Below are 20,702 nucleotides of genomic sequence, written 5' to 3' on the forward strand. Positions count from 1 at the left end.
GAAGACCAGTCACCAGAGCCACGGCCCGCGAAGCCGGCGGGCGCCCCGGAGCCCGAACGGCCCGCGGGCACGCCGGGGCCCGCGGGGACTCCGGGGCCCGCGGCGACTCCCGGGCCCTCCGGTTCCCCGGCGGACGCGGGTTCCCCGGCGGATCCGGGTTCCCCGGCGGATCCGGGTTCCGGGGCCGACTCGGGTGGCCGGTCGGCTTCGGGCGCCCAGGCCGGCGCGGACTCGTCGGCGGACCCGGGTTCTCCGGCGGCTTCGGGGTTCCAGGAGCCGCCGGAGCCCGTGACGAAGGACCGGGTCTACCGCTCGTCCGCGGGCGTCGCCACCGGTGCGGCGCTGCTCGGGCTGGCCGCCTGGCTCGGCGTCGACGCGATCGTCGCGGGCGAGGGGCGCACCCCCTGGCTGGCGCTGGCGACGCTGATCCTCGTCGTGCCGCTGATCATCGCCTTCACGCTGCGGCCCGCCGTGTACGCGGGCCCGGACCGGCTGCGGGTGCGCAACCCGTTCCGGTTGATCGTGCTGCCCTGGGGGCAGGTCGCCACGCTGCGGTCCGGCTACTCCAACGAGGCGATCGCCGTGTCGGGGAAGAAGTTCCAGCTGTGGTCCATTCCCGTCTCGCTGCGGGCGCGCAAGCGGGCTGCCCGGGGGAAGAGCGGCCGCTTCGGCGGGGCCGGCGCGAGTGCCGCGGACGCTCCTCTGCGCGCTCGCGGCGACCGGGACGTGGACGAGCTGCGCGAGGTGTGGGAGGCGCGACAGCAGGAGGAGAGCGCGCAGGGCGAGGTGTCCGTGCGGTGGGCCTGGGAGATCCTGGGCCCGGCCGCGGCGGGGGCCGTGGTGCTGGGAATCCTGCTGGCCGTGGGCTGAGGCCGGGCGGGGGCGCATGCCTCGGGACCGGGTGGGCGTGGGCTTCGGCATGGGGTCCGGGTAGGGGTGCTTTCGGTTCGGGGCGTGCCTGGGGTCTTGGGGCGGCGGCGGCGGGGGTGCGCCTGGGGCTCTGGGGCTCTGGGGCGGTGGCCGTGCGTCTGCGGGGTCGGGGCGGTGGGCGTGCGCCTCGGGTCTCGGGGCGCGGCGTTGGGGCCCTGAGGGAGCCGGTCTGTCGGGGCCTGCTCCGCGGGGTTCGGTCTGGTCAGGCGGGGCCGCGGAGCGTCGGGCGGGCGTCAGTCGCGTCGGCGGGGCGCGGTGCGGGAGCCGGTCCGTTGGACGTGTGCTTCGGGGTTCGGGCGAGGTGCGGCGCGGCTTCGGGGTGTCAGGGCGTGGGCTTCGGGGTTCGGCTGACGTGCGGTGGGTTTCGGGGCGCGGCGGGGCTGCGGAGCTTTGGGCGGTGTGTGGCGGTGTGTGGCGGTGTGCGGCGATGGGGCGGGTGGTGGCCCACGGCACGAGTCTGCGATGTCGACGGCCGCCGGCCCTTGGCCGTCCGATCCCGGGTGGTCCGGGGCGGTGGGGGTTCGGTGATCCGGTGAATCGGGGGAGTGAGCGATGAGTACGGAAGTCAACACGGTGCTGCGGCTGCCGGAGGCGGCGATACCCGAGGGCTGTCCGCCCTGGGACGGTGGGCGGGCGGCGCGCTGGACGCGCGCGCTGCCGCCGCGCTGGGTGCCGGTGCGGCCTCCTGTGCCGGCCTTCGTGGTGCTGCCGCTGCTGGCCGTCCTCGGCGCCGGTCTGCTGAGCCCGTGGGGCGCACTGCCCGCGTGGGCCGCCGCCCTGGTCGCCCTGCACCTCGTGTGGCCGGTGCTGCGGCCCGAGGCGGCCGCGGTCCTCGGGCCCGTCGCCGTCGGCGTGGTGCTGACGGCGGGCGACCTCGCCCTCGGCGCACGGCTGGGCGCGGCGGCCGTCCTGGCGGGCGTCTGGGGCACCGTCTGCCTGCGGCTGGCAGTGCGCGCGCGGCAGCGGGCGGTGGGACGGGAGGCCGCCGGAGGTGTGACGGCCCCGGTGCCGACTCCCGGGGCCGGGAGCGAGCGGGCGGAACGCGGAACGTTCCTGCTGTGGTGCGGGCTCGGCGCGGTCGTCGCGGGCGGGGCGCTGTACGCCGCCGCCGGGCTCTGGGACCGGTCAGCCGGCCGTCAGGCGGTCCCGGCGGCCGGCTGGTGTCTCGCCGGCCTCGGCCTCACCCTGCTGCTCTCCGGGCTGCTGGGCCGCCGCCGGGCTCTCGCTCTGCGCCGCGCGCCCGTCCCGGTGCTGCGGGTCCTCGTGCGCGACAACAGCGACGCCGACACCGAGGTCTACGCCGCCGACGATCTCGCCGCGCTGCATCCCCTCTTCACGGTCTCCACATACGCGTCCAAGGCCTCCCGGGGCGCGGCCGACGGCGACACGGACGAGGGCGACGGCCACAGGGTCGACGGTCACAAGGTCGACGGCGACGAGGACGACGACGAGGAGCTGCGCGCGCTGATCGACCGGATCGGCGACGAGCGCGCCGGACCGCTGCGGGAGGCCGTACTGTACGGAATCCCCTGCGACGGGGGCGAGGCAGTCTTCCTCGCCGCCGCGTCCGTGGCCGCCGGGACGCCTGTGGTGGAGGCGTCCCTCGGGCCGGTGCGGCCGATGACCCCAGGCGTGTTGCGGACCAGGAGCAGAGCCGAGAAGCGGAGGTCCGTCCGGGCCGCCCGGGACGCTGGGCTGCGCGCGAGGGCCGCGGAGGCCGTGGAGGCCGCCGCCGGACAGGACCGGGGCGACGAGGCGCCGGAGCGGGTGCGGCACTGGAGCGCCGGGTGGGCCGACCGGACCGCCGTGGCGCTGGCGGCGCTGTTCCTCGCGTGCTACCTGCGGTCCGGCTGGTGGGGGGACGTCTACGCCCTCGTCCTCACGGCCCTCGCCGGCCTCGTGCTGCCGCGCCAGCTCGCCTGGCGCGTCACCGCCGACCGGGAGGGCCTGTGGTTCAACGGGCTGCGGGGGCCCCGGCACATTCTCTGGGACGACGTCCGGATGGTGAAGGCCGACGGCGCGCGCCTGAGGATCGACAGCCGACGAGCGGCGTTCGGGGAGTGGCGGGTGTCCTCCCCGCGCTGGTCCTGGCTGGAGGCCAGGCTCGGAGTGCTGCACCCGTACGAGCGGACGGCCGCGGAGATCACCGCCATGTGGCGGACCCCGGCACTGCGGCCGACCGCCACGGCGACCGGCCGCCTGCGCGGACGGCCCCTGTGGCCCCTCGGCGCGGCCGCCGCGACGGCGGTCGCAGCGGTACTGCTCGTGCTGCGGTGAGGACCGCCGCCGCCCGCACCCCCGTCCGGCCCCGCCGAGCAGGCTTGCGGGCGAGGCGGGCGAGGCGGGCGGAAGCGGGCGAGGCGGGCGAGGCGGGCGGAAGCGGGCGGGCGTCAGATGCCCGCTGCCGCCGACAGGTCGCGCTTGAGGTCCGTCAGGAGTGCGGTCGCCCTGGTGCGGGCGGCCGGCAGGTCGGCGTGGGCGGCGACCGGGACGACGACCTCCAGGTAGCACTTCAGCTTCGGCTCGGTGCCGCTGGGCCGGACGACGATCCTGGCGCCGTCGAGCGTGTAGCGCAGGCCGTCGGTGGGCGGCAGCCGGTCCGTGCCCCGGGTGAGGTCCTCGGCCGCGGTCACGGCCAGGCCCGCGAGGGAGACCGGGGGCCGCGCGCGCAGCCGGTCCATCGCGTGGGCGATGACGGAAAGGTCCTGCACCCGGACCGAGAGCTGGTCGGTGGCGTGCAGACCGTGCTCCACGGCGAGGTCGTCCAGCAGGTCCAGGAGGGTGCGGCCCTGCTCCTTGAGTTCCGAGGCCAGTTCCGTGACGAGCAGGGCGGCGGTGATGCCGTCCTTGTCCCGGACGCCCTCGGGGTCGACGCAGTAGCCGAGGGCCTCCTCGTATCCGTAGCGCAGGCCGTCCACGCGGGCGATCCACTTGAAGCCGGTGAGGGTCTCCTCGTAGGGCAGGCCCGCCTTCTCGGCGATGCGGCCGAGGAGGGAGGAGGAGACGATCGACGCGGCGAACGTCCCCCGCGCGCCGCGCCGGACGAGGTGCGCGCCGAGCAGCGAGCCGACCTCGTCGCCGCGCAGCATGCGCCAGTCGCCGTCGTGCGGGACGGCCACCGCGCAGCGGTCGGCGTCCGGGTCGTTGGCGATGATCAGGTCGGGGGCCGTCGCGCGGGCGGCGGCGAAGGCGAGGTCCATCGCGCCGGGCTCTTCCGGGTTGGGGAAGGCGACGGTCGGGAAGTCCGGGTCGGGCTCGGCCTGCTCGGCGACGAGGACCGGCTCCGGGATCCCCGCGCGGGCGAAGGCGGCGAGCAGGACGTCCTTGCCCACGCCGTGCATCGCCGTGTAGACGGTCCGGGCCGTGCGCGGGGAGCCGTGGGCGAGGACGGCGTCCGTGCGGGCCAGATAGGCGTCGAGGACGGCGTCGTCCAGCGTCTGCGGGCCGGTCTCGGGACGGGGGACGTCGTCGAGCGAGACGATCGCGTCGATCTGCGCCGCGATGCCCGTGTCGGCGGGCGGCACGATCTGCGAGCCGTCGCCGAGGTACACCTTGTAGCCGTTGTCGCGGGGCGGGTTGTGGCTGGCGGTGACCTCGACCCCGGCGACCGCGCCCAGGTGCCTTATGGCGAAGGCGAGGACGGGCGTGGGCAGCGGGCGGGGGAGCACGGCCGCCCGGAATCCCGCGCCGGTCATCACGGCCGCGGTGTCGCGGGCGAAGTCGGCGGACTTGTGGCGGGCGTCGTAGCCGATGACGACGGTGCCGCCGGCCTGGCCGTTCTTCGTGAGGTAGGCGGCGAGACCGGCCGCCGCGCGGATCACCACGGACCGGTTCATCCGCATGGGCCCGGCGCCCAGCTCGCCGCGCAGTCCGGCGGTGCCGAACTGGAGGGTGCCCGCGAAGCGGTCGGCGAGCTCGGTGACGTCCCCGGCCTCGATGAGCTCGGCCAGCTCGGCGCGGGTCTCGGGGTCGGGATCCTCCGCGAGCCAGGCCTGGGCGCGGGCGAGGAGATCGTCGTGCACGGGGGTCACCCTCCGGTTTGCGTGTGGACGCGGCTTGTCTGCCAGCCCGGGCCGGATTCCGGCCGGCCAGGGCTGGGGTCCCCCTCCGGGGAAGTGCGAGGACGAGGCCCGCTCGGGGCCTTGGCGGGACCGGGGGCGGCGGGCCCCCGGCGGCGCGCTCAGAGCCGGCCGAGCACCCGGGCCAGCAACGACCCCATGCGCGTCGCGCTGTCCCGGCCCGCCTGGAGGACCTCCTCGTGGTTCAACGGCTCGCCCGTCATGCCGGCGGCGAGGTTGGTCACTAGGGAGATGCCGAGCACCTCGGCGCCCGCCTCGCGCGCCGCGATGGCCTCCAGCACGGTGGACATGCCCACCAGGTCCGCGCCGATGGTCCGCGCCATGCGGATCTCGGCCGGGGTCTCGTAGTGCGGGCCCGGGAACTGCGCGTAGACGCCCTCCTCGAGGGTGGCGTCGATCTCCTTGCACAGGGCGCGCAGCCGCGGGGAGTAGAGGTCCGTCAGGTCGACGAAGTTGGCGCCGATGATCGGCGAGGTCGCCGTCAGGTTGAGGTGGTCGCTGATCAGCACCGGCTGACCGGGACGCATGCCCTCGCGCAGACCGCCGCAGCCGTTGGTCAGCACGATCGTCTTGCAGCCGGACGCCACCGCGGTGCGCACGCCGTGGGCGACGGCGGCGACGCCACGGCCCTCGTAGTAGTGGGTGCGGCCGAGGAACACCAGCGCCCGCTTCTCGCCGATCCGGTACGAGCGGACCTTGCCGCCGTGACCCTCCACCGCCGGCGGCGGGAACCCGGGAAGGTCGGTGACCTGGAACTCGGCGTCGGCGGCGCCCAGGGCGTCCACGGCGGGCGCCCAGCCGGAGCCCATCACGAGGGCGACGTCGTGGGTCTCGGCGCCGGTCAGTTCGCGCAGGCGCGCGGCGGCGGCGTCGGCGGCGGCGTGCGGGTCGCCCTGGATGTCGTCCGGGAGAAGAGATGCGTTCACGCGGGAGAGCGTAGCCGGTTTGTGCCTACGCGCGTAGATGACAGAGCCCACGGGAATGCGATCGTTGTCTTGTCGTTTCCGACGAGGACGGGCCGCCGGAGCGGTCACTCACCCGTGACGAAGATGTCCCTGTCGTTGAAGACCTCGACGATGAAGATCAACAGCCTGCCGACGCTGACCGTGTACTCGATGAGGATGTTCTGGGTCAGCCGGATCGTCCGGTCGTCCCCGGTGGAGCTTATGGGTCGGGACAGGTCGGGAAACGGGTCCGCGGCGAGCATCATGATGCCCTTCTCGAACGAGGCCCGCTGCTGTTCATCGAGCCGGTCGCGCGCCGCTGCCGCCTGCTCCGTGTAGAAGACGGTGTACGCAGTCCTGCCGGTCATCGCGCCCTCCCGTTCGTGTGCCGATGCCCACCGAGTCTAGAGTCGGCCGCCTTCAGCAGGGCCTCTTGCGCAGCTCCATCACGTAATCGTGGGGCGCCCCCGCGGATTCCGCCGCGTCCGCGACCTCGCCCAGGTACCGTGCCGACGGCAGACCGCCCTCGTAGCCGTTCAGCACGTACATCCAGGCGGACTCCTCGCCCTGAAGCGTCTGCACCCGCACCCGGGCTCGCCGGTAGATGCCGAGGCCCACGCCCTCCCAGCGGTCCAGCGACTCCTCGTCCATGGGGGCGATGTCGTACAGCGCGACGAACACCTGCGCGCCGGGCTCCTCCACGACCGTCGCCAGCGCGCCGTCCCAGCCGAGCTGCTCGCCGCCGAACGTCAGCCGCCAGCCGTTCAGCCAGCCGGTGGCGCGCAGCGGCGAGTGCGGGGTGCGGCGGGACATCAGCCGCGCGTCGAGGTTGCCGGCGTACGCGGCGTAGAGCGACATGCAAGGAGAGTACGGCAGCGGCCACGGGCGCACTCCCGTCACGGGCGGCGGCGCCCGTGACGGGCCCCGGGGCGGTACCACCGCGCCTCGTGCGGGAGAATGGAGTACGTGACTCGGATCGTGATCATCGGTGGCGGACCCGGCGGCTATGAAGCGGCCCTGGTGGCCGCGCAGCTCGGCGCGGAGGTGACCGTCGTCGACTGCGACGGTCTGGGCGGAGCGTCGGTGCTGACCGACTGCGTGCCGTCGAAGACTCTTATCGCTACGGCCGAGGTCATGACGACCTTCGACTCGTCGTACGAGGAACTCGGCATCATCGTCGCCGACGACACCCCGCCGCTGGAGCAGGCGGCCCGGGTCGTCGGGGTCGACCTCGGCAAGGTGAACCGGCGCGTGAAGCGCCTCGCGCTCGCCCAGTCGCACGACATCACCGCCTCCGTCACCCGGGCCGGCGCGCGCGTGCTGCGCGGTCGCGGCCGGCTGGAGGGCATGCAGGCCCTCGACGGCTCGCGCAAGGTCGTGGTCGCCGCCGTGGACGGCACCGAGGAGACCCTCACCGCCGACGCCGTGCTGCTCGCCACCGGCGCCCACCCGCGCGAGCTGCCGGACGCGCAGCCCGACGGCGAGCGCATCCTGAACTGGACCCAGGTCTACGACCTCGCCGAGCTGCCCGAGGAGCTCATCGTGGTCGGCTCGGGCGTCACCGGCGCGGAGTTCGCCGGCGCCTACCAGGCCCTCGGCTCCAAGGTCACCCTGGTCTCCTCCCGCGACCGCGTGCTGCCCGGCGAGGACCCGGACGCGGCCGCCGTCCTCGAGGACGTCTTCCGCCGTCGCGGCATGAACGTCATGGCCCGCTCGCGCGCCGAGTCCGCCAAGCGGGTCGGCGACCGGGTCGAGGTCACCCTGTCCGACGGCCGGGTCATCACCGGCTCGCACTGCCTCATGGCGGTCGGCGCCATCCCCAACAGCGAGGGGATGGGGCTCGAGGAGGCGGGCGTCAGGGTCCGCGAGTCCGGGCACATCTGGACCGACAAGGTCAGCCGTACCACCGCCCCGGGCGTCTACGCGGCCGGCGACGTGACCGGGATCTTCGCCCTCGCCTCCGTCGCCGCCATGCAGGGCCGGATCGCCATGTACCACTTCCTGGGCGACGCGGTGGCCCCGCTCAACCTCAAGACGGTCTCCTCGAACGTCTTCACCGACCCCGAGATCGCCACCGTCGGGTACAGCCAGGCGGACGTGGACGGCGGGAAGATCGACGCCCGGGTCGTCAAGCTGCCGCTGCTGCGCAACCCGCGCGCCAAGATGCAGGGCATCCGGGACGGCTTCGTCAAGATCTTCTGCCGGCCCGGCACGGGGATCGTCGTCGGCGGCGTGGTCGTCGCCCCGCGCGCCTCGGAACTGATCCACCCCATCTCGATCGCCGTCGACAACAACCTGACGGTCGAACAGATCGCGAACGCGTTCACCGTGTACCCGTCCCTTTCGGGGTCGATCGCGGAGGTGGCGCGACAGTTGCACACCCGGAAGACGTCGGACGAGGGCTGACCGCCCGTTCCGCCCGCTGCCGCCCGCCCGCCGGACTCCCCGCCGGTCAAAGGAAGTTGACCGGTGGGCCGGCGCCGCGTCGGGTCCGGTGCGGGAGGCGCAGGCGCCGGAACCGGGCCCTATACCACCCCCTGTGCCTCTGTGCGAACAACTTCTACTATTCGGCGCAAAGAGCTGAAAGCAGACGGTCGCCCGCGTTACTGTCAGTTTCGTGTTCGCTGCAGAACGTCGTCAATTGATCCTCGAAATGGTGCGAGCGAACGGGGCCGTGTCGCTCCGTGAACTCGCCCGCGTCGTCCAGACCTCCGAAGTGACCGTGCGGCGGGACGTGCGCGCACTGGAGGCAGAAGGACTCCTCGACCGCCGGCACGGCGGTGCGGTATTGCCGGGCGGGTTCACGCGGGAGTCCGGCTTTCCGCAGAAATCCCATCTCGCGACCGCCGAAAAAACCGCCATCGCGGACCTCGCCGCCAACTTCGTCGAAGAGGGCGAGGCCATCGTGGTCGGGGCGGGCACCACGACACAGGAGCTGGCCCGCCGGCTCGCCCGGGTGCCCGGACTGACCGTGGTCACCAACTCCCTTCTGGTGGCACAGGCCCTGGCCCACGCCAACCGGGTCGAGGTGGTGATGACGGGCGGCACCCTGCGCGGTTCCAACTACGCCCTGGTGGGCAGCGGGGCCGAACAGTCCCTCCAGGGACTCAGGGTCTCCCGCGCCTTCCTCTCCGGGAGCGGGCTGACCGCCGAGCGCGGGCTGTCCACGTCCAACATGCTGTCGGCGTCGGTCGACCGGGCGCTCGTCCAGGCGGCCGCCGAGGTCGTCGTCCTCGCCGACCACACCAAGCTCGGCACGGACACCATGTTCCAGACCGTGCCCACGGACCTCGTCACCCGCCTGGTGACGGACGAGCCGCCCGCGCACGACGACCGTGCCGCCACCGAACTGCAGGCCCTGGCGGACCAGGGGGTGCAGATCGCCGTGGCCGGGGCGTCGGGAAGCCCGGGGGGTGACGCGGTCCCGGCGCGCCATCAGCAACAGCGCCGGGACGTACCGCTGCCGGCGCCGCGGCGGGGCCAGGTCCCCGGAGCCGCGTCGGGGCTGCGCGCGGGATCCGTGCTGGGTGAGCAACCGCCGGGTGCGGAGCGGGCGCGCGTCGCGGACCTGCGTCGGCGGTGACCTCGCGGTCCGCATGCCGGGAGCTCCGCCCCCAGGCCCCCGATCGGCCCTGGACGGGCCTCGTCCTCGAACGCCGGACGGGCTGATGGATGGGGCCCCGGACTGATCGTCCGAGGGGCTGAGTGTGCGGGCCCCGGGCACGGATCGTGCCGGACGGGCTGATTGTGCGGGTCCGGGAGGCCGGGGGTGACCGTCGGTACAACGCGGTGAGGCGCCCGGGTGAGCGGGCGCCTCGGCGTGGTGAACGGTGGGGTCAGTCCTTGATCTCGCAGATCGCCGCGCCCGACGTGATGGACGCTCCGACCTCCGCGCTCAGGCCCTTGACGGTGCCGGAACGGTGGGCGTTCAGGGGCTGCTCCATCTTCATGGCCTCCAGGACGACGACCAGGTCGCCCTCCTTGACCTCCTGGCCCTCCTCGACCGCGACCTTGACGATCGTGCCCTGCATCGGAGAGGCGAGGGTGTCGCCGGAGGCCACGGGGCCGGACTTCTTGGCCGCGCGGCGCTTCGGCTTGGCGCCCGCCGCGAGGCCCGTGCGGGCCAGCGACATGCCGAGCGAGGACGGGAGGGAGACCTCCAGGCGCTTGCCGCCGACCTCGACGACGATCGTCTCGCGGTCCGTCTCGTCCTCGGCGTCGGTGTCCGCCGCGGCGGAGAAGGCCGGGATCTCATTGACGAACTCGGTCTCGATCCAGCGGGTGTGGACCGTGAAGGGGGCGTCGGAGCCGGTGAGTTCGGGGGCGAACGCCGGGTCCGCGACCACCGCGCGGTGGAACGGGATCGCCGTGGCCATGCCCTCGACCTGGAACTCGGCCAGGGCTCGGGCCGCCCGCTGCAGCGCCTGCTCGCGGGTCGCGCCGGTGACGATCAGCTTGGCGAGGAGGGAGTCCCAGGCCGGGCCGATCACGCTGCCGGACTCGACACCGGCGTCCAGGCGGACACCCGGGCCCGACGGCGGGGCGAACAGGGTGACCGTGCCGGGGGCCGGCAGGAAGTTGCGGCCCGGGTCCTCGCCGTTGATGCGGAACTCGAAGGAGTGGCCGCGCAGTTCCGGGTCGCCGTAACCGAGCTCCTCGCCGTCGGCGATGCGGAACATCTCGCGGACGAGGTCGATGCCGGCGACCTCCTCGGTCACCGGGTGCTCGACCTGGAGCCGGGTGTTGACCTCCAGGAACGAGATCGTGCCGTCGACGCCGACGAGGAACTCCACGGTGCCGGCACCGACGTAGCCGGCCTCCTTCAGGATGGCCTTGGAGGAGGCGTACAACTCGGCCGTCTGCGCCTCGGAGAGGAACGGCGCCGGGGCCTCCTCGACCAGCTTCTGGTGGCGGCGCTGCAGGGAGCAGTCACGGGTGGAGACGACAACCACGTTGCCGTGGCTGTCGGCGAGACACTGCGTCTCCACGTGCCGCGGCTTGTCCAGGTAGCGCTCGACGAAGCACTCGCCCCGGCCGAAGGCGGCGACCGCCTCGCGGACCGCCGACTCGTACAGCTCGGGGACCTCTTCGAGGGTGCGGGCGACCTTGAGACCCCGGCCGCCGCCGCCGAACGCGGCCTTGATCGCGATGGGCAGGCCGTGCTCCTCGGCGAAGGCGACGACCTCGTCGGCGCCGGAGACCGGGTCGGGCGTGCCGGCCACGAGAGGCGCGCCGGCGCGTTGGGCGATGTGCCGGGCGGCGACCTTGTCGCCGAGGTCGCGGATGGCCTGTGGCGGCGGGCCGATCCAGATAAGCCCCGCGTCCAGGACCGCCTGGGCGAACTCGGCGTTCTCCGAGAGGAATCCGTAACCCGGATGGACGGCGTCCGCGCCCGACTCCCGGGCCGCGTTCAGCACCTTCTCGATGTCGAGATAGCTGGTCCCGGGAGTGTCACCGCCCAGGGCGAACGCCTCATCCGCGGCGCGGACATGCAGAGCGTCCCGGTCCGGGTCGGCGTAGACGGCCACGCTCGCGATACCGGCATCCCGGCATGCCCGGGCCACGCGGACAGCGATTTCGCCACGGTTGGCGATGAGCACCTTGCGCACGATTGAGGCTCCCTCCTTGAAACAAGCCGAGTTTAGGGACTGCCGACACGACTCATCGACCCGTGCCCACAGGTGAGCTTGCCCACACGGAGCGTGATGCGAGGCTCACTCGACACCGAAATTCCTTGCAGTACCGCCGTACGCAGCACTCCTCCGGGAAACCCTAGCCCTCCGATGTGGTCAAGGTCTCTGTGAGAGCGTGCTGCGGCCCACTCCGTTTCTTTGTCGAGTCCCTACGAATGGCCCAATGATTCTTTGCCCCCCGCAGAACCCTTGTCCCAGGGTTTACCCGTTAGTAGCGTTCAGGATGTCTCGAACGTACTTGAGGTAACAGCACCGTTGCTCGGGTCGGGGTCGAAAGTGGGTGGGGACCGGTGGTTCGCAGACCGGTGGCGTGGATCGTGGCGGTCGTGCTCTTCGCGGAAGGGCTCGGCGTCGCCGCGCTGAACTGGTTCATGGGCGTCGTGGTGGACCGGCAGGACATGTCCCTGGCCGGCCTGGACCCGGACGTCATGTCGACGTCCTCCAAGGTGGGCGGGATCGTCTTCGGCCTCTACTTCGTCCTGTGCGGCGTGGTGGCCCTGCTGGTGGCGCTGCGCGACCGCGCGCCCGCCGGGTTCGGGCGGGTCCTGCTGATCAGCGCCGCCGTCGTGCACGGACTGCTGGGCGCGTTCGCCTGGGGACTGCTCGGCGTGTCGCAGTTCGTGTTCATGGTGGTCGTGCTCGCCCTGATCGTGCTGCTGCTGATGACCTACGACGCCCGGCAGCGGCCCGCCGCCCCGGCGCCCGAGGACGCCAAGGGCAAGGGCGACGGCGGCGGCTCCCCGGCGGCGCCGGTCGCGCCGGCGCCCGTCACGCCTCCGGCGGCGCCCACAACTCCGTGATGCCGACGCCCAGCTGCGCCAGCAGCCGGCGCAGCAGCGGCAGGCTGAGGCCGATCACGTTGCCGTGGTCGCCGTCGATGCCCTCGATGAACGGCGCCGACCGGCCGTCGAGGGTGAACGCCCCGGCCACGTAGAGGGGTTCGCCCGAGGCGACGTACGCCGCGATCTCCGCGTCCGTCGGGTCGCCGAAGCGCACCACGGTGGACGCGGTCGCGGAGGTGTAGCGGCCGCTGGCGGTGTCGTAGACGCAGTGGCCGGTCTGCAGCGTGCCGGCCCGGCCGCGCATCGCCTTCCAGCGCGCGGTGGCCTCCTCGGCGTCCGCCGGCTTGCCCAGCGCCTCGCCGTCCAGGTCGAGCACCGAGTCGCAGCCGATCACCAGGGCGCCCTTGACGGCGGGCTTCGCGGCGACGACGGAGGCCTTCGCCTCGGCGAGGGCGAGCGCCAGTTCGGCGGGGGTGGGGGCGGTGACGGCGTCCTCGTCCACCCCGCTCACGATCACCTCGGGGGTGAGGCCGGCCTGCCGCAGCAGGTTCAGCCGGGCGGGGGACTGGGAGGCGAGGACGAGGCGGCGCGCAGCGGTCATGCGGTCAGCGTATCGCCGGTGCTCTCATCTGACGCCGAGCACGATCATCGCCAGCACCATGGCCAGCGCGAGGAAGAGGCCCAGTCTGCGCAGGGTCTCCTGCATGTCGCGGAGTTCCTCGGGGGGCTCGTTCTCGGGGTCGGACCACAGCATGCCACCAGCGTGCGGCCCGGCGGCTTGACGGCGCCTGAGTACCCGTACTCAAGTCGTGGGCCCGCGGTCGTTCACCGGATGTCCGGTCGTCGTCCGACCGCGGGCCGACGGGGGACGACCGCCCCCGCGCGGCGGAGCCGCGTGCGGGCACGGCCCGCCCCGAGAGCGACAGGCGCAGGCGCGCTGCGCTCAGCTCGGCCAGTAGGTGCGGGTCCAGGACGCCCGGCCGGGCTGGGGTACGCGCCGGCCCGCGATGCGGGCGGGGTCGGACCACGCGTCCCTCGGGGTCTCCGCGCCGGACGGCGGCGTCGCCGCCACCGCCGCGGCGCGGGCCCGGACCACCGCCAGGGCGGCGGCGAGCTCCTCCGGGGTCGGGTTGCCCCGTACGACCTTGATCGTCACAGCGGCTCCTTAGAGGGGGATGTTGCCGTGCTTCTTCGGGGGCAGGGATTCCCGCTTGGTGCGCAGCTGACGCAGTCCGCGCACGATGTGCCGGCGGGTGTCGGACGGCATGATCACCGAGTCGACGTAGCCGCGCTCGGCCGCGATGTACGGGTTGAGGAGGGTGTCCTCGTACTCCCGGATCAGCCGGGCGCGCACCGCCTCGAGGTCCTCGCCGCCCGCCTGCGCCTCCGCGATCGTGCGGCGGTGCAGGATGTTGACCGCGCCCTGGGCGCCCATGACGGCGATCTGCGCGGTCGGCCAGGCCAGGTTGAGGTCGGCGCCCAGGTGCTTGGAGCCCATCACGTCGTACGCGCCGCCGAAGGCCTTGCGGGTGATGACGGTGATCAGCGGGACGGTGGCCTCCGCGTACGCGTAGATCAGCTTCGCGCCGCGGCGGATGATGCCGTCGTGCTCCTGGCCGACGCCGGGCAGGAAGCCGGGCACGTCCACGAACGTGATGACCGGGACGTTGAACGCGTCGCACGTGCGCACGAACCGGGCCGCCTTCTCGGAGGCCGTGATGTCCAGACAGCCCGCGAACTGCATGGGCTGGTTGGCGACGATGCCCACCGGGTGGCCCTCGACCCGGCCGAACCCGGTGAGGATGTTCGGCGCGAACAGCGCCTGCGTCTCGAAGAACTCGGCGTCGTCCAGCACGTGCTCGATCACCGTGTGCATGTCGTACGGCTGGTTCGCGCTGTCCGGCACGATCGTGTCCAGCTCGAGGTCCTCGTCGGTGACGGACAGGTCCGCCTCCTCCGCGAACACCGGCGCCTCGGACAGGTTGTTGGACGGCAGGTACGACAGCAGCTGCTTGACGTACTCGATGGCGTCCTTCTCGTCGCCGGCCATGTGGTGCGCCACGCCCGAGACGGAGTTGTGGGTGCGCGCGCCGCCCAGCTCCTCGAAGCCGACGTCCTCGCCGGTGACCGTCTTGATGACGTCCGGGCCGGTGATGAACATGTGCGAGGTCTGGTCGACCATCACCGTGAAGTCGGTGATCGCGGGGGAGTAGACGGCTCCTCCCGCGCACGGGCCGACGACCAGGGAGATCTGCGGGATCACCCCGGACGCGTGGGTGTTGCGGCGGAAGATCTCGCCGTACGCGCCCAGCGAGGCCACGCCCTCCTGGATACGGGCGCCGCCGGAGTCGTTGATGCCGATGACCGGGCAGCCGGTCTTCAGCGCGAAGTCCATGACCTTGACGATCTTCTGGCCGTAGACCTCGCCCAGCGCCCCGCCGAAGACGGTGAAGTCCTGCGAGAACACGGCGACCGGACGGCCGTCCACCGTGCCGTACCCGGTGACGACGCCGTCCCCGTACGGGCGGTTGTTCTCCAGACCGAAGTTGGTGGAGCGGTGCCGGGCGAACTCGTCCAACTCGACGAAGGAACCCTCGTCGAGCAGCAGCTCGATCCGCTCACGTGCCGTCAGCTTGCCCTTGGCGTGCTGCTTCTCGACGGCGCGTGCCGAACCGGCGTGCGTCGCTTCCTCGATGCGCCGCTGGAGATCCGCGAGCTTGCCCGCGGTGGTGTGGATGTCGATCCCTGGGATCTCGTGGCGCTCTTCCGGCTCGGACATCGGGATGCGGCTCCCTGCCTGCTCAAAAGGGGGGACGGTTACTCATCCGTAGCGTAGTGGTGCCCCTACGGATCGGCAGTGCGGTGTTCAACACACCTAGGGTGGCTTGCATGACACCGCGAGATGCATCAGAGGCGGGCGGCGACGGCCGGTGGTCCGACCTCGACCGCCCGCCCCTCAACGGCGCGGCCCTGCGCCGGGCGCTGGTACGGGAGGGCGGCCTGTGGTCCGGGGTGGACGTGGTGCAGCGCACCGGCTCCACCAACTCCGACCTGGTGACGGCCGCGGGCGAGGGCAGGGCGCGTGAGGGCGCGATCCTGGTGGCCGAGGAGCAGACCTCGGGCCGGGGCCGGCTGGACCGCCGGTGGACGGCGCCCCCGCGCTCCGGACTGTTCTTCTCCGTCCTCCTCTCGCCGAGTGAGGTGCCGGTGGCCCGTTGGGGCTGGCTGCCCCTGCTCACCGGCGTCGCGGTGGCGACGGGGCTGTCCCGGGCGGCGGGCGTCGACACGGCACTCAAATGGCCCAACGACCTGCTGGTGACCGTCGGCGGCGAGGAACGCAAGGCCGGCGGCATCCTCGCGGAACGGGCCGGCACGGACGCGGTGGTCGTCGGCGTGGGCCTCAACATCACCCTGCGCGCGGAGGAGCTGCCGGTGCCGCAGGCGGGGTCCCTGGCGCTGGCCGGCGCGGTCACCACGGACCGGGACCCGCTGCTGCGGGCCGTCCTGCGGTCGCTGGAGGAGTGGTACGGACGCTGGCGCGCCGCCGGCGGCGACCCGGTGACGAGCGGCCTGCAGGAGACGTACGCGGCCGGATGCGCGACCCTGGGACGGACGGTTCGGGCCGAGTTGCCCGGCGACCGGTCGCTGGTCGGCGAGGCGGTCGCGGTCGACGGGGACGGCCGCCTCGTCATCGCCACCGAGAAAGGGGTGCAGGAACCGGTGGGAGCGGGCGACATCGTCCACTTGCGACCGGCGTGACGCACGACGAAACGTGGGCCGGGCATGGTGCCCGAGCCCGTCCGGCGGCCTCCCCGGGGGAGTTCGGGGGGCGACCGGACCCGAACGGGGCCCCGGCCCCTGCCGAACCGAACGGAGTGAGCTGGCGCACACCTGCCGTAGAGTTGAGGCCGGTCGAAACCTGACCGCGGAAGATCGGAAGGGCAGCAGGCGTGACCGTCGACGACACGGGCTCCGGCGCGGGCGAGGACGGCCGGGGCAACCTGCCGGCCGCCGACCCCGGTGAGCCGGGCGACCCCGGTGAGGACCCGCACCCTCTGGCGCTGCGCCTCGAACAGCTCATCCTCGGCGCCGAGCGCCGCTACACCCCCTTCCAGGCCGCCCGCAGCGCGGGCGTCTCCATGGAGCTGGCATCGCGCTTCTGGCGGGCGATGGGCTTCGCCGACATCGGACAGGCCAAGGCGCTCACCGAGGCCGACGTGCTGGCCCTGCGGCGGCTGGCCGGTCTCGTCGAGGCCGGGCTGCTGAGCGAGGCGATGGCCGTACAGGTGGCGCGGTCCACGGGTCAGACCACCGCTCGTCTGGCGGAGTGGCAGATCGACTCGTTCCTGGAGGGCCTGACCGAGCCGCCCGAGCCGGGCATGACCCGCACCGAGGTCACCTACCCGATCGTCGAGCTGCTGCTGCCCGAACTGGAGGAGTTCCTCGTCTACGTCTGGCGCCGCCAGCTCGCCGCCTCGGCCGGCCGGGTCGTGCAGGCCGCCGACGACGAGGAGATGGTGGACCGCCGGCTCGCCGTCTGCTTCGCCGACCTCGTGGGCTTCACCCGGCTGACCCGCCGGATGGAGGAGGAGGAACTCGGCGAGCTCGTCGAGGCCTTCGAGACCACCTCCGCCGATCTGGTGGCCGCCCGAGGGGGGCGTCTGATCAAGACCCTCGGCGACGAGGTGCTCTACGCGGCCGACGACGCGGGCACGGCCGCCGAGATCGCGCTGCTGCTGGTCGAGACGATGAGCAACGACGAGACGATGCCGGAACTGCGCGTCGGGATGGCGTTCGGCACGGTCACCACCCGGATGGGCGACGTCTTCGGCACGACGGTCAACCTGGCCTCGCGGCTGACGTCGATAGCTCCCCGCGACGCCGTCCTGGTCGACAGTGCCTTCGCCGAGGAGCTGATCCGCACCGGCGACGCCCCCTCCTCGGAGGCCGAGGCCGCGGAGGAGGCGGCCGCCGCGGAGAAGGAGGGCGAGGAGCCCTCGAAGTACCGCTTCGCCCTGCAGCCGATGTGGCAGCGCCCGGTACGCGGCCTGGGCGTGGTCGAACCCTGGCTGCTCACCCGCCGCAACGACACCGACATCTGACCCGCACCGCTGACGGACGCCTTTTCCGGACGCGCTGACGGACGCCTGCGCCGGGACGCGGCTGACGGCCTGCGGCGGGCCCGGTGCGTGGCTGTCCCGGCCTGCGGCTAGCGCTGTGACGCCGGGGCGCTCAGGGGGTCCACGCAGAGGCCGATGATCGGGACGCAGAGACCCGGCTGCCGGGGCTCTTCGGCCTTCGGCGGCTTCGGCGGCCGGGGCGCCGGGGTGGCGGTGGCCGGGGCCGGCCGGGGCGCCGAGGACGGGGGTTCGGCGGCGGGGGTCGGGGTGGGCGCGGGCGTCGCCGCGCGGGGGGCCGGGACGTAGGTGGCGCCGGGGGTCAGGGCGACGGACGTCGGAGCTCCGGGCGCGCCCGGCAGGAGGCCGGCCGCCGCGCGGCCCGGGCCGGGGCTCGCGCCGCCCATGGCGGTGGGCGCGGTGGGGGCGGGCGTGACGGCGGCCGGTCCGGCGGCGGAGTCCCGGCCGGCGGCGGCCGTACGGTCGCCCCCGCTGGGGTCCGCCGCCTTGTCGGCGCCTTCGCCGGCCTCGTCACCGGCGTCGTCGCCGGTGTCGTCGTCCGCGCTCGTGACCAGGTCGGGCTGGGGCTCCGCCTCCGCGGTGCCGACGGCGCCGGCGCCGCCCGCGTCGGGGGTGGGCCGCAGAAGACTCAGCACGCCCGCCGCCAGCGCGAGGCCGCCCACGGCGAACAGCACCTTGCGGGGGCGCGGCCGGCGGTGCCGGCCCCGGGCGCGCGGGATCCAGGGCGGGTCGGCCTCCGCGGCCACGTCCTGCCGTGTCGTCTCGTCCAGCCCGATCAGCGTGGCGGCCATCACGTTCCTCCCCGATGCGGTAGCGCCCTCGATGCGCCGGGGCGGAGGCACGTTATGCGCCGGCGAGGGCGGTGTGCGCGGAGTTGGGCAGGATGTCACTCGTACGGGTGGCCGGGGCACCGGTACGGAGGGGGCCGGTCTTTCGCTCGCGGCCGGCGACTGGGATGATCGGACCCTGTGAGTTAACCATCGTTAACCGGAGGGCTGTCGTGAGCGGTGTCGTGGGCGGGGAGCGCGTGGGCGAGGAGCGCTTCGGGGAGTTCGTGCTGGTGCGGCGGCACGGGGAGGGCGGCCATGTCGCGGAGCTGGTCCTCGACCGGCCGAAGGCCATGAACGCGGTCTCCACCGAGATGGCCCGGTCGATCGCGGCGGCGTGCGCGGCGCTGGGCGAGGACCGCGAGGTGCGGGCGGTCGTGGTGACCTCGACGCACGAGCGGGCGTTCTGCGTCGGCGCCGACCTCAAGGAGCGCAACTCCTTCAGCGACGCCGAACTGGTGCGGCAGCGGCCCCTCGCCCGCGGCGCGTACACCGGCGTGCTGGAGCTGCCGGCGCCCACGATCGCGGCCGTCCACGGCTTCGCCCTGGGCGGTGGGTTCGAGCTGGCTCTGGCGTGCGACGTGATCGTGGCCGACCGCACGGCGGTGGTGGGCCTGCCCGAGGTGTCGGTGGGCGTGATCCCGGGCGGCGGCGGCACACAGCTGCTGCCCCGCCGGGTGGGCGCGGCCAGGGCGGCCGAGCTGATCTTCACCGCGCGGCGCGTGGAGGCGGCCGAGGCGCGCGAGCTGGGTCTGGTGGACGTGCTGGCGGAGGAGGGGCGGGACCGGGAGGAGGCGCTGGCGATGGCCGCGCGGATCGCCGGCAACTCGCCGGTGGGGCTGCGGGCGGCGAAGCGGGCGCTGCGGCTCGGGCAGGGGCTGGACCTGCGGGCCGGGCTCGAGGTCGAGGACGCGGCGTGGCGGTCGGTGGCGTTCTCCGGGGACCGGGCGGAGGGGGTCGCCGCGTTCAACGAGAAGCGCAGGCCGCAGTGGCCCGGCGAGTGAGACTCCCGGGGCGGCCCACGCCGCTCCCGGCGCTGTCACTCCAAGTGCCCCCTTCGTGTCTCTTTTTCACCCAAATATCCCTAGCCTGATGTCATGGGCGAGGGCAGTGGGGGTGAGGGCGATGGGTGAGGACACGCGCCTGGCGGCCGTGGTGGCGCTCGCGCAGGGCATGGCGGCGGCGCGCACCCCCCGCGAGTCCTGGCGGGCGGCCGCGCTGGGAGCCGGCCGGGCGCTGACGGGAAGCTTCGCCGCGCTCTCGGTGTGGGAACGCGACCTCGGGCGGCTGCGGGTCCTGGTGAACGTGGGGGACCGGGCCGCCGACGAGGCCGAGTTCCCGGAGGCGGAGGCCTACCCGGTGCACCAGTTCCCCGAGATCACCGAGTTCCTGCACGAGCGCTGGGCGGCGGGCGGCGAGCCCAACGCCTGGGTGGAGACCGCCCAGGGCCTCGCCGCCGGCCGTCCCGGCTACTGCCATCAGCGCGTCGCGGCCCTGCGCCGCCGGGGCCGGGGTTCCTGCGTGGTCGCGCCGATCGTGCTGCACGGCCGGGCCTGGGGCGAGCTGTACGTCGCCCGCTCCGCCGGCACCCGGGTCTTCGACCGCGACGACGCCGATTTCGCCACCGTCCTCGCCGCCGTCGTCGCCGCCGGGCTCGCCCAGACCGAGCGGCTGGAGGAGGCCCACCGCCTCGCCTTCACCGACGCCCTCACCGGCCTGGCCAACCGTCGCGCCGTCGACGTACGGCTGGAGGAGGCGGTGGAGCGGCATCGCGCGGAGGGGGTGGCGGTCTCTCTCGTGGTGTGCGACCTCAACGGGCTGAAGCGGGTCAACGACACCCGCGGGCACGCCGTCGGCGACCGGCTGCTGGAGCGGTTCGGTTCGGTGCTGTCGCTGTGCGGGGCGATGCTGCCGGGCGCGCTGGCCGCCCGCCTCGGCGGGGACGAGTTCTGCCTGCTGGCCGTCGGACCGCCCGCCGACGACGTCGTCAAGGTCGCCGACGACCTCTGTCGGCGGGCCGGAGAGCTGGAGCTCGGCGAGGGCGTGGCCTGCGGGGTCGCCTCGACCGCGGACCCGATCGGACCGGTGTCCTCGGCCCGCCGGCTGTTCCGGCTGGCGGACGCCGCCCAGTACCGCGCCAAGGCCGTGCGGGCCGCCCGGCCGGTGGTCGCCGGACGGCAGGGCCCCGACGACCCCGTGGTGCGGCTGGCCGACGAGCCGGAGCCGCCGCGCGAGCGGACCTCCGCCGAGCGGCGCCGGTTCCGCGGGCGGCCCTGAGACGCGGGCGGCGACGTGATCCGTGGGCGGCG

Annotated in this window: 19 protein-coding genes; 9 read left to right on the forward strand and 10 right to left on the reverse strand. The window is 73.9% G+C overall.

What is annotated here, in order from left to right; all coding sequences use genetic code 11:
* Positions 1-288 precede the first annotated feature (288 nt).
* Entirely contained in the window at positions 289-870 is a 582-nt protein-coding gene (locus QF032_RS24680) for a PH domain-containing protein (protein ID WP_306949615.1), read from the forward strand.
* A gap of 612 nt (positions 871-1,482) precedes the next feature.
* Positions 1,483-3,207, forward strand: a complete 1,725-nt coding sequence (locus tag QF032_RS24685) for a hypothetical protein (protein WP_307057516.1) — start codon at positions 1,483-1,485, stop codon at positions 3,205-3,207.
* A 113-nt stretch (positions 3,208-3,320) separates the two neighbouring features.
* Here the strand turns inward: QF032_RS24685 and QF032_RS24690 are convergent, their stop codons facing one another.
* The 4 genes from QF032_RS24690 to QF032_RS24705 form a co-directional block, all read right to left on the reverse strand.
* A complete protein-coding gene (locus QF032_RS24690) occupies positions 3,321-4,952 on the reverse strand; it encodes a phospho-sugar mutase (protein ID WP_307057517.1) in 1,632 nt (543 codons plus the stop codon).
* A gap of 158 nt (positions 4,953-5,110) precedes the next feature.
* Positions 5,111-5,935, reverse strand: a complete 825-nt coding sequence (locus QF032_RS24695) for a purine-nucleoside phosphorylase (protein ID WP_306949612.1) — start codon at positions 5,933-5,935, stop codon at positions 5,111-5,113.
* A 104-nt stretch (positions 5,936-6,039) separates the two neighbouring features.
* Positions 6,040-6,321, reverse strand: a complete 282-nt coding sequence (locus tag QF032_RS24700) for a type II toxin-antitoxin system RelE family toxin (RefSeq protein ID WP_307045450.1) — start codon at positions 6,319-6,321, stop codon at positions 6,040-6,042.
* Between the two features lie 52 nt (positions 6,322-6,373).
* Positions 6,374-6,811, reverse strand: a complete 438-nt coding sequence (locus tag QF032_RS24705; protein ID WP_306949610.1) for a gamma-glutamylcyclotransferase — start codon at positions 6,809-6,811, stop codon at positions 6,374-6,376.
* A 99-nt stretch (positions 6,812-6,910) separates the two neighbouring features.
* Here QF032_RS24705 and QF032_RS24710 point away from each other — a divergent pair, with 99 nt between their 5' ends.
* Together QF032_RS24710 and QF032_RS24715 are read left to right on the forward strand one after the other, a co-directional pair.
* On the forward strand, positions 6,911-8,359 hold the full coding sequence (locus QF032_RS24710) for an NAD(P)H-quinone dehydrogenase (protein ID WP_307045452.1): 1,449 nt from the start codon (positions 6,911-6,913) through the stop codon (positions 8,357-8,359).
* Positions 8,360-8,570: 211 nt separating this feature from the next.
* Positions 8,571-9,536, forward strand: coding sequence for a DeoR/GlpR family DNA-binding transcription regulator (locus QF032_RS24715; protein ID WP_306949608.1), 966 nt, complete (start codon positions 8,571-8,573; stop codon positions 9,534-9,536).
* 253 nt (positions 9,537-9,789) lie between these two features.
* Here QF032_RS24715 and QF032_RS24720 read toward each other — a convergent pair whose 3' ends face one another.
* The gene (locus QF032_RS24720; protein WP_307045456.1) at positions 9,790-11,562 is read right to left on the reverse strand and encodes an acetyl/propionyl/methylcrotonyl-CoA carboxylase subunit alpha; all 1,773 of its coding nucleotides are present in this window, start codon (positions 11,560-11,562) and stop codon (positions 9,790-9,792) included.
* A 374-nt stretch (positions 11,563-11,936) separates the two neighbouring features.
* Here QF032_RS24720 and QF032_RS24725 point away from each other — a divergent pair, with 374 nt between their 5' ends.
* Positions 11,937-12,446 carry a hypothetical protein gene (locus QF032_RS24725; RefSeq protein ID WP_306949607.1) on the forward strand — a complete coding sequence of 170 codons (510 nt, stop codon included), beginning with the start codon at positions 11,937-11,939 and terminating at the stop codon, positions 12,444-12,446.
* Here QF032_RS24725 and QF032_RS24730 read toward each other — a convergent pair.
* The 4 genes from QF032_RS24730 to QF032_RS24745 all read right to left on the reverse strand — a co-directional run bounded on the left by QF032_RS24730 (position 12,415) and on the right by QF032_RS24745 (position 15,207).
* Positions 12,415-13,029, reverse strand: coding sequence for a Maf family protein (locus tag QF032_RS24730; RefSeq protein WP_057584514.1), 615 nt, complete (start codon positions 13,027-13,029; stop codon positions 12,415-12,417). The genes QF032_RS24725 and QF032_RS24730 overlap by 32 nt on opposite strands.
* Positions 13,030-13,053: 24 nt before the next feature.
* The gene (mmpB, locus tag QF032_RS24735) at positions 13,054-13,182 is read right to left on the reverse strand and encodes a morphogenic membrane protein MmpB (protein ID WP_107105390.1); all 129 of its coding nucleotides are present in this window, start codon (positions 13,180-13,182) and stop codon (positions 13,054-13,056) included.
* Between the two features lie 189 nt (positions 13,183-13,371).
* Positions 13,372-13,584: an acyl-CoA carboxylase epsilon subunit gene (locus tag QF032_RS24740; RefSeq protein WP_057584513.1), complete on the reverse strand. Its 213-nt coding sequence runs from the start codon at positions 13,582-13,584 to the stop codon at positions 13,372-13,374.
* A gap of 9 nt (positions 13,585-13,593) precedes the next feature.
* Positions 13,594-15,207 (reverse strand): acyl-CoA carboxylase subunit beta, encoded by a 1,614-nt coding sequence (locus tag QF032_RS24745; RefSeq protein ID WP_306949605.1) that lies wholly within the window; start codon positions 15,205-15,207, stop codon positions 13,594-13,596.
* 110 nt (positions 15,208-15,317) lie between these two features.
* Here QF032_RS24745 and QF032_RS24750 point away from each other — a divergent pair, with 110 nt between their 5' ends.
* Complete coding sequence (locus QF032_RS24750) at positions 15,318-16,187, forward strand: biotin--[acetyl-CoA-carboxylase] ligase (RefSeq protein WP_307045459.1); 870 nt, start codon at positions 15,318-15,320, stop codon at positions 16,185-16,187.
* A 191-nt stretch (positions 16,188-16,378) separates the two neighbouring features.
* A complete protein-coding gene (locus QF032_RS24755; protein WP_306949603.1) occupies positions 16,379-17,530 on the forward strand; it encodes an adenylate/guanylate cyclase domain-containing protein in 1,152 nt (383 codons plus the stop codon).
* 107 nt (positions 17,531-17,637) lie between these two features.
* On the opposite strand, the gene QF032_RS24760 is transcribed toward QF032_RS24755, so the two are convergent.
* Positions 17,638-18,357 (reverse strand): hypothetical protein, encoded by a 720-nt coding sequence (locus QF032_RS24760; RefSeq protein WP_307057519.1) that lies wholly within the window; start codon positions 18,355-18,357, stop codon positions 17,638-17,640.
* A gap of 236 nt (positions 18,358-18,593) precedes the next feature.
* Here QF032_RS24760 and QF032_RS24765 point away from each other — a divergent pair, with 236 nt between their 5' ends.
* Both QF032_RS24765 and QF032_RS24770 read left to right on the forward strand, forming a co-directional pair.
* Positions 18,594-19,397 carry an enoyl-CoA hydratase/isomerase family protein gene (locus QF032_RS24765; protein WP_307060360.1) on the forward strand — a complete coding sequence of 268 codons (804 nt, stop codon included), beginning with the start codon at positions 18,594-18,596 and terminating at the stop codon, positions 19,395-19,397.
* Between the two features lie 121 nt (positions 19,398-19,518).
* Positions 19,519-20,670, forward strand: coding sequence for a GGDEF domain-containing protein (locus tag QF032_RS24770; protein WP_307057521.1), 1,152 nt, complete (start codon positions 19,519-19,521; stop codon positions 20,668-20,670).
* Positions 20,671-20,702: the final 32 nt, after the last annotated feature.

This window comes from Streptomyces achromogenes, from assembly GCF_030816715.1.
GTDB lineage: Bacteria > Actinomycetota > Actinomycetes > Streptomycetales > Streptomycetaceae > Streptomyces > Streptomyces achromogenes_A.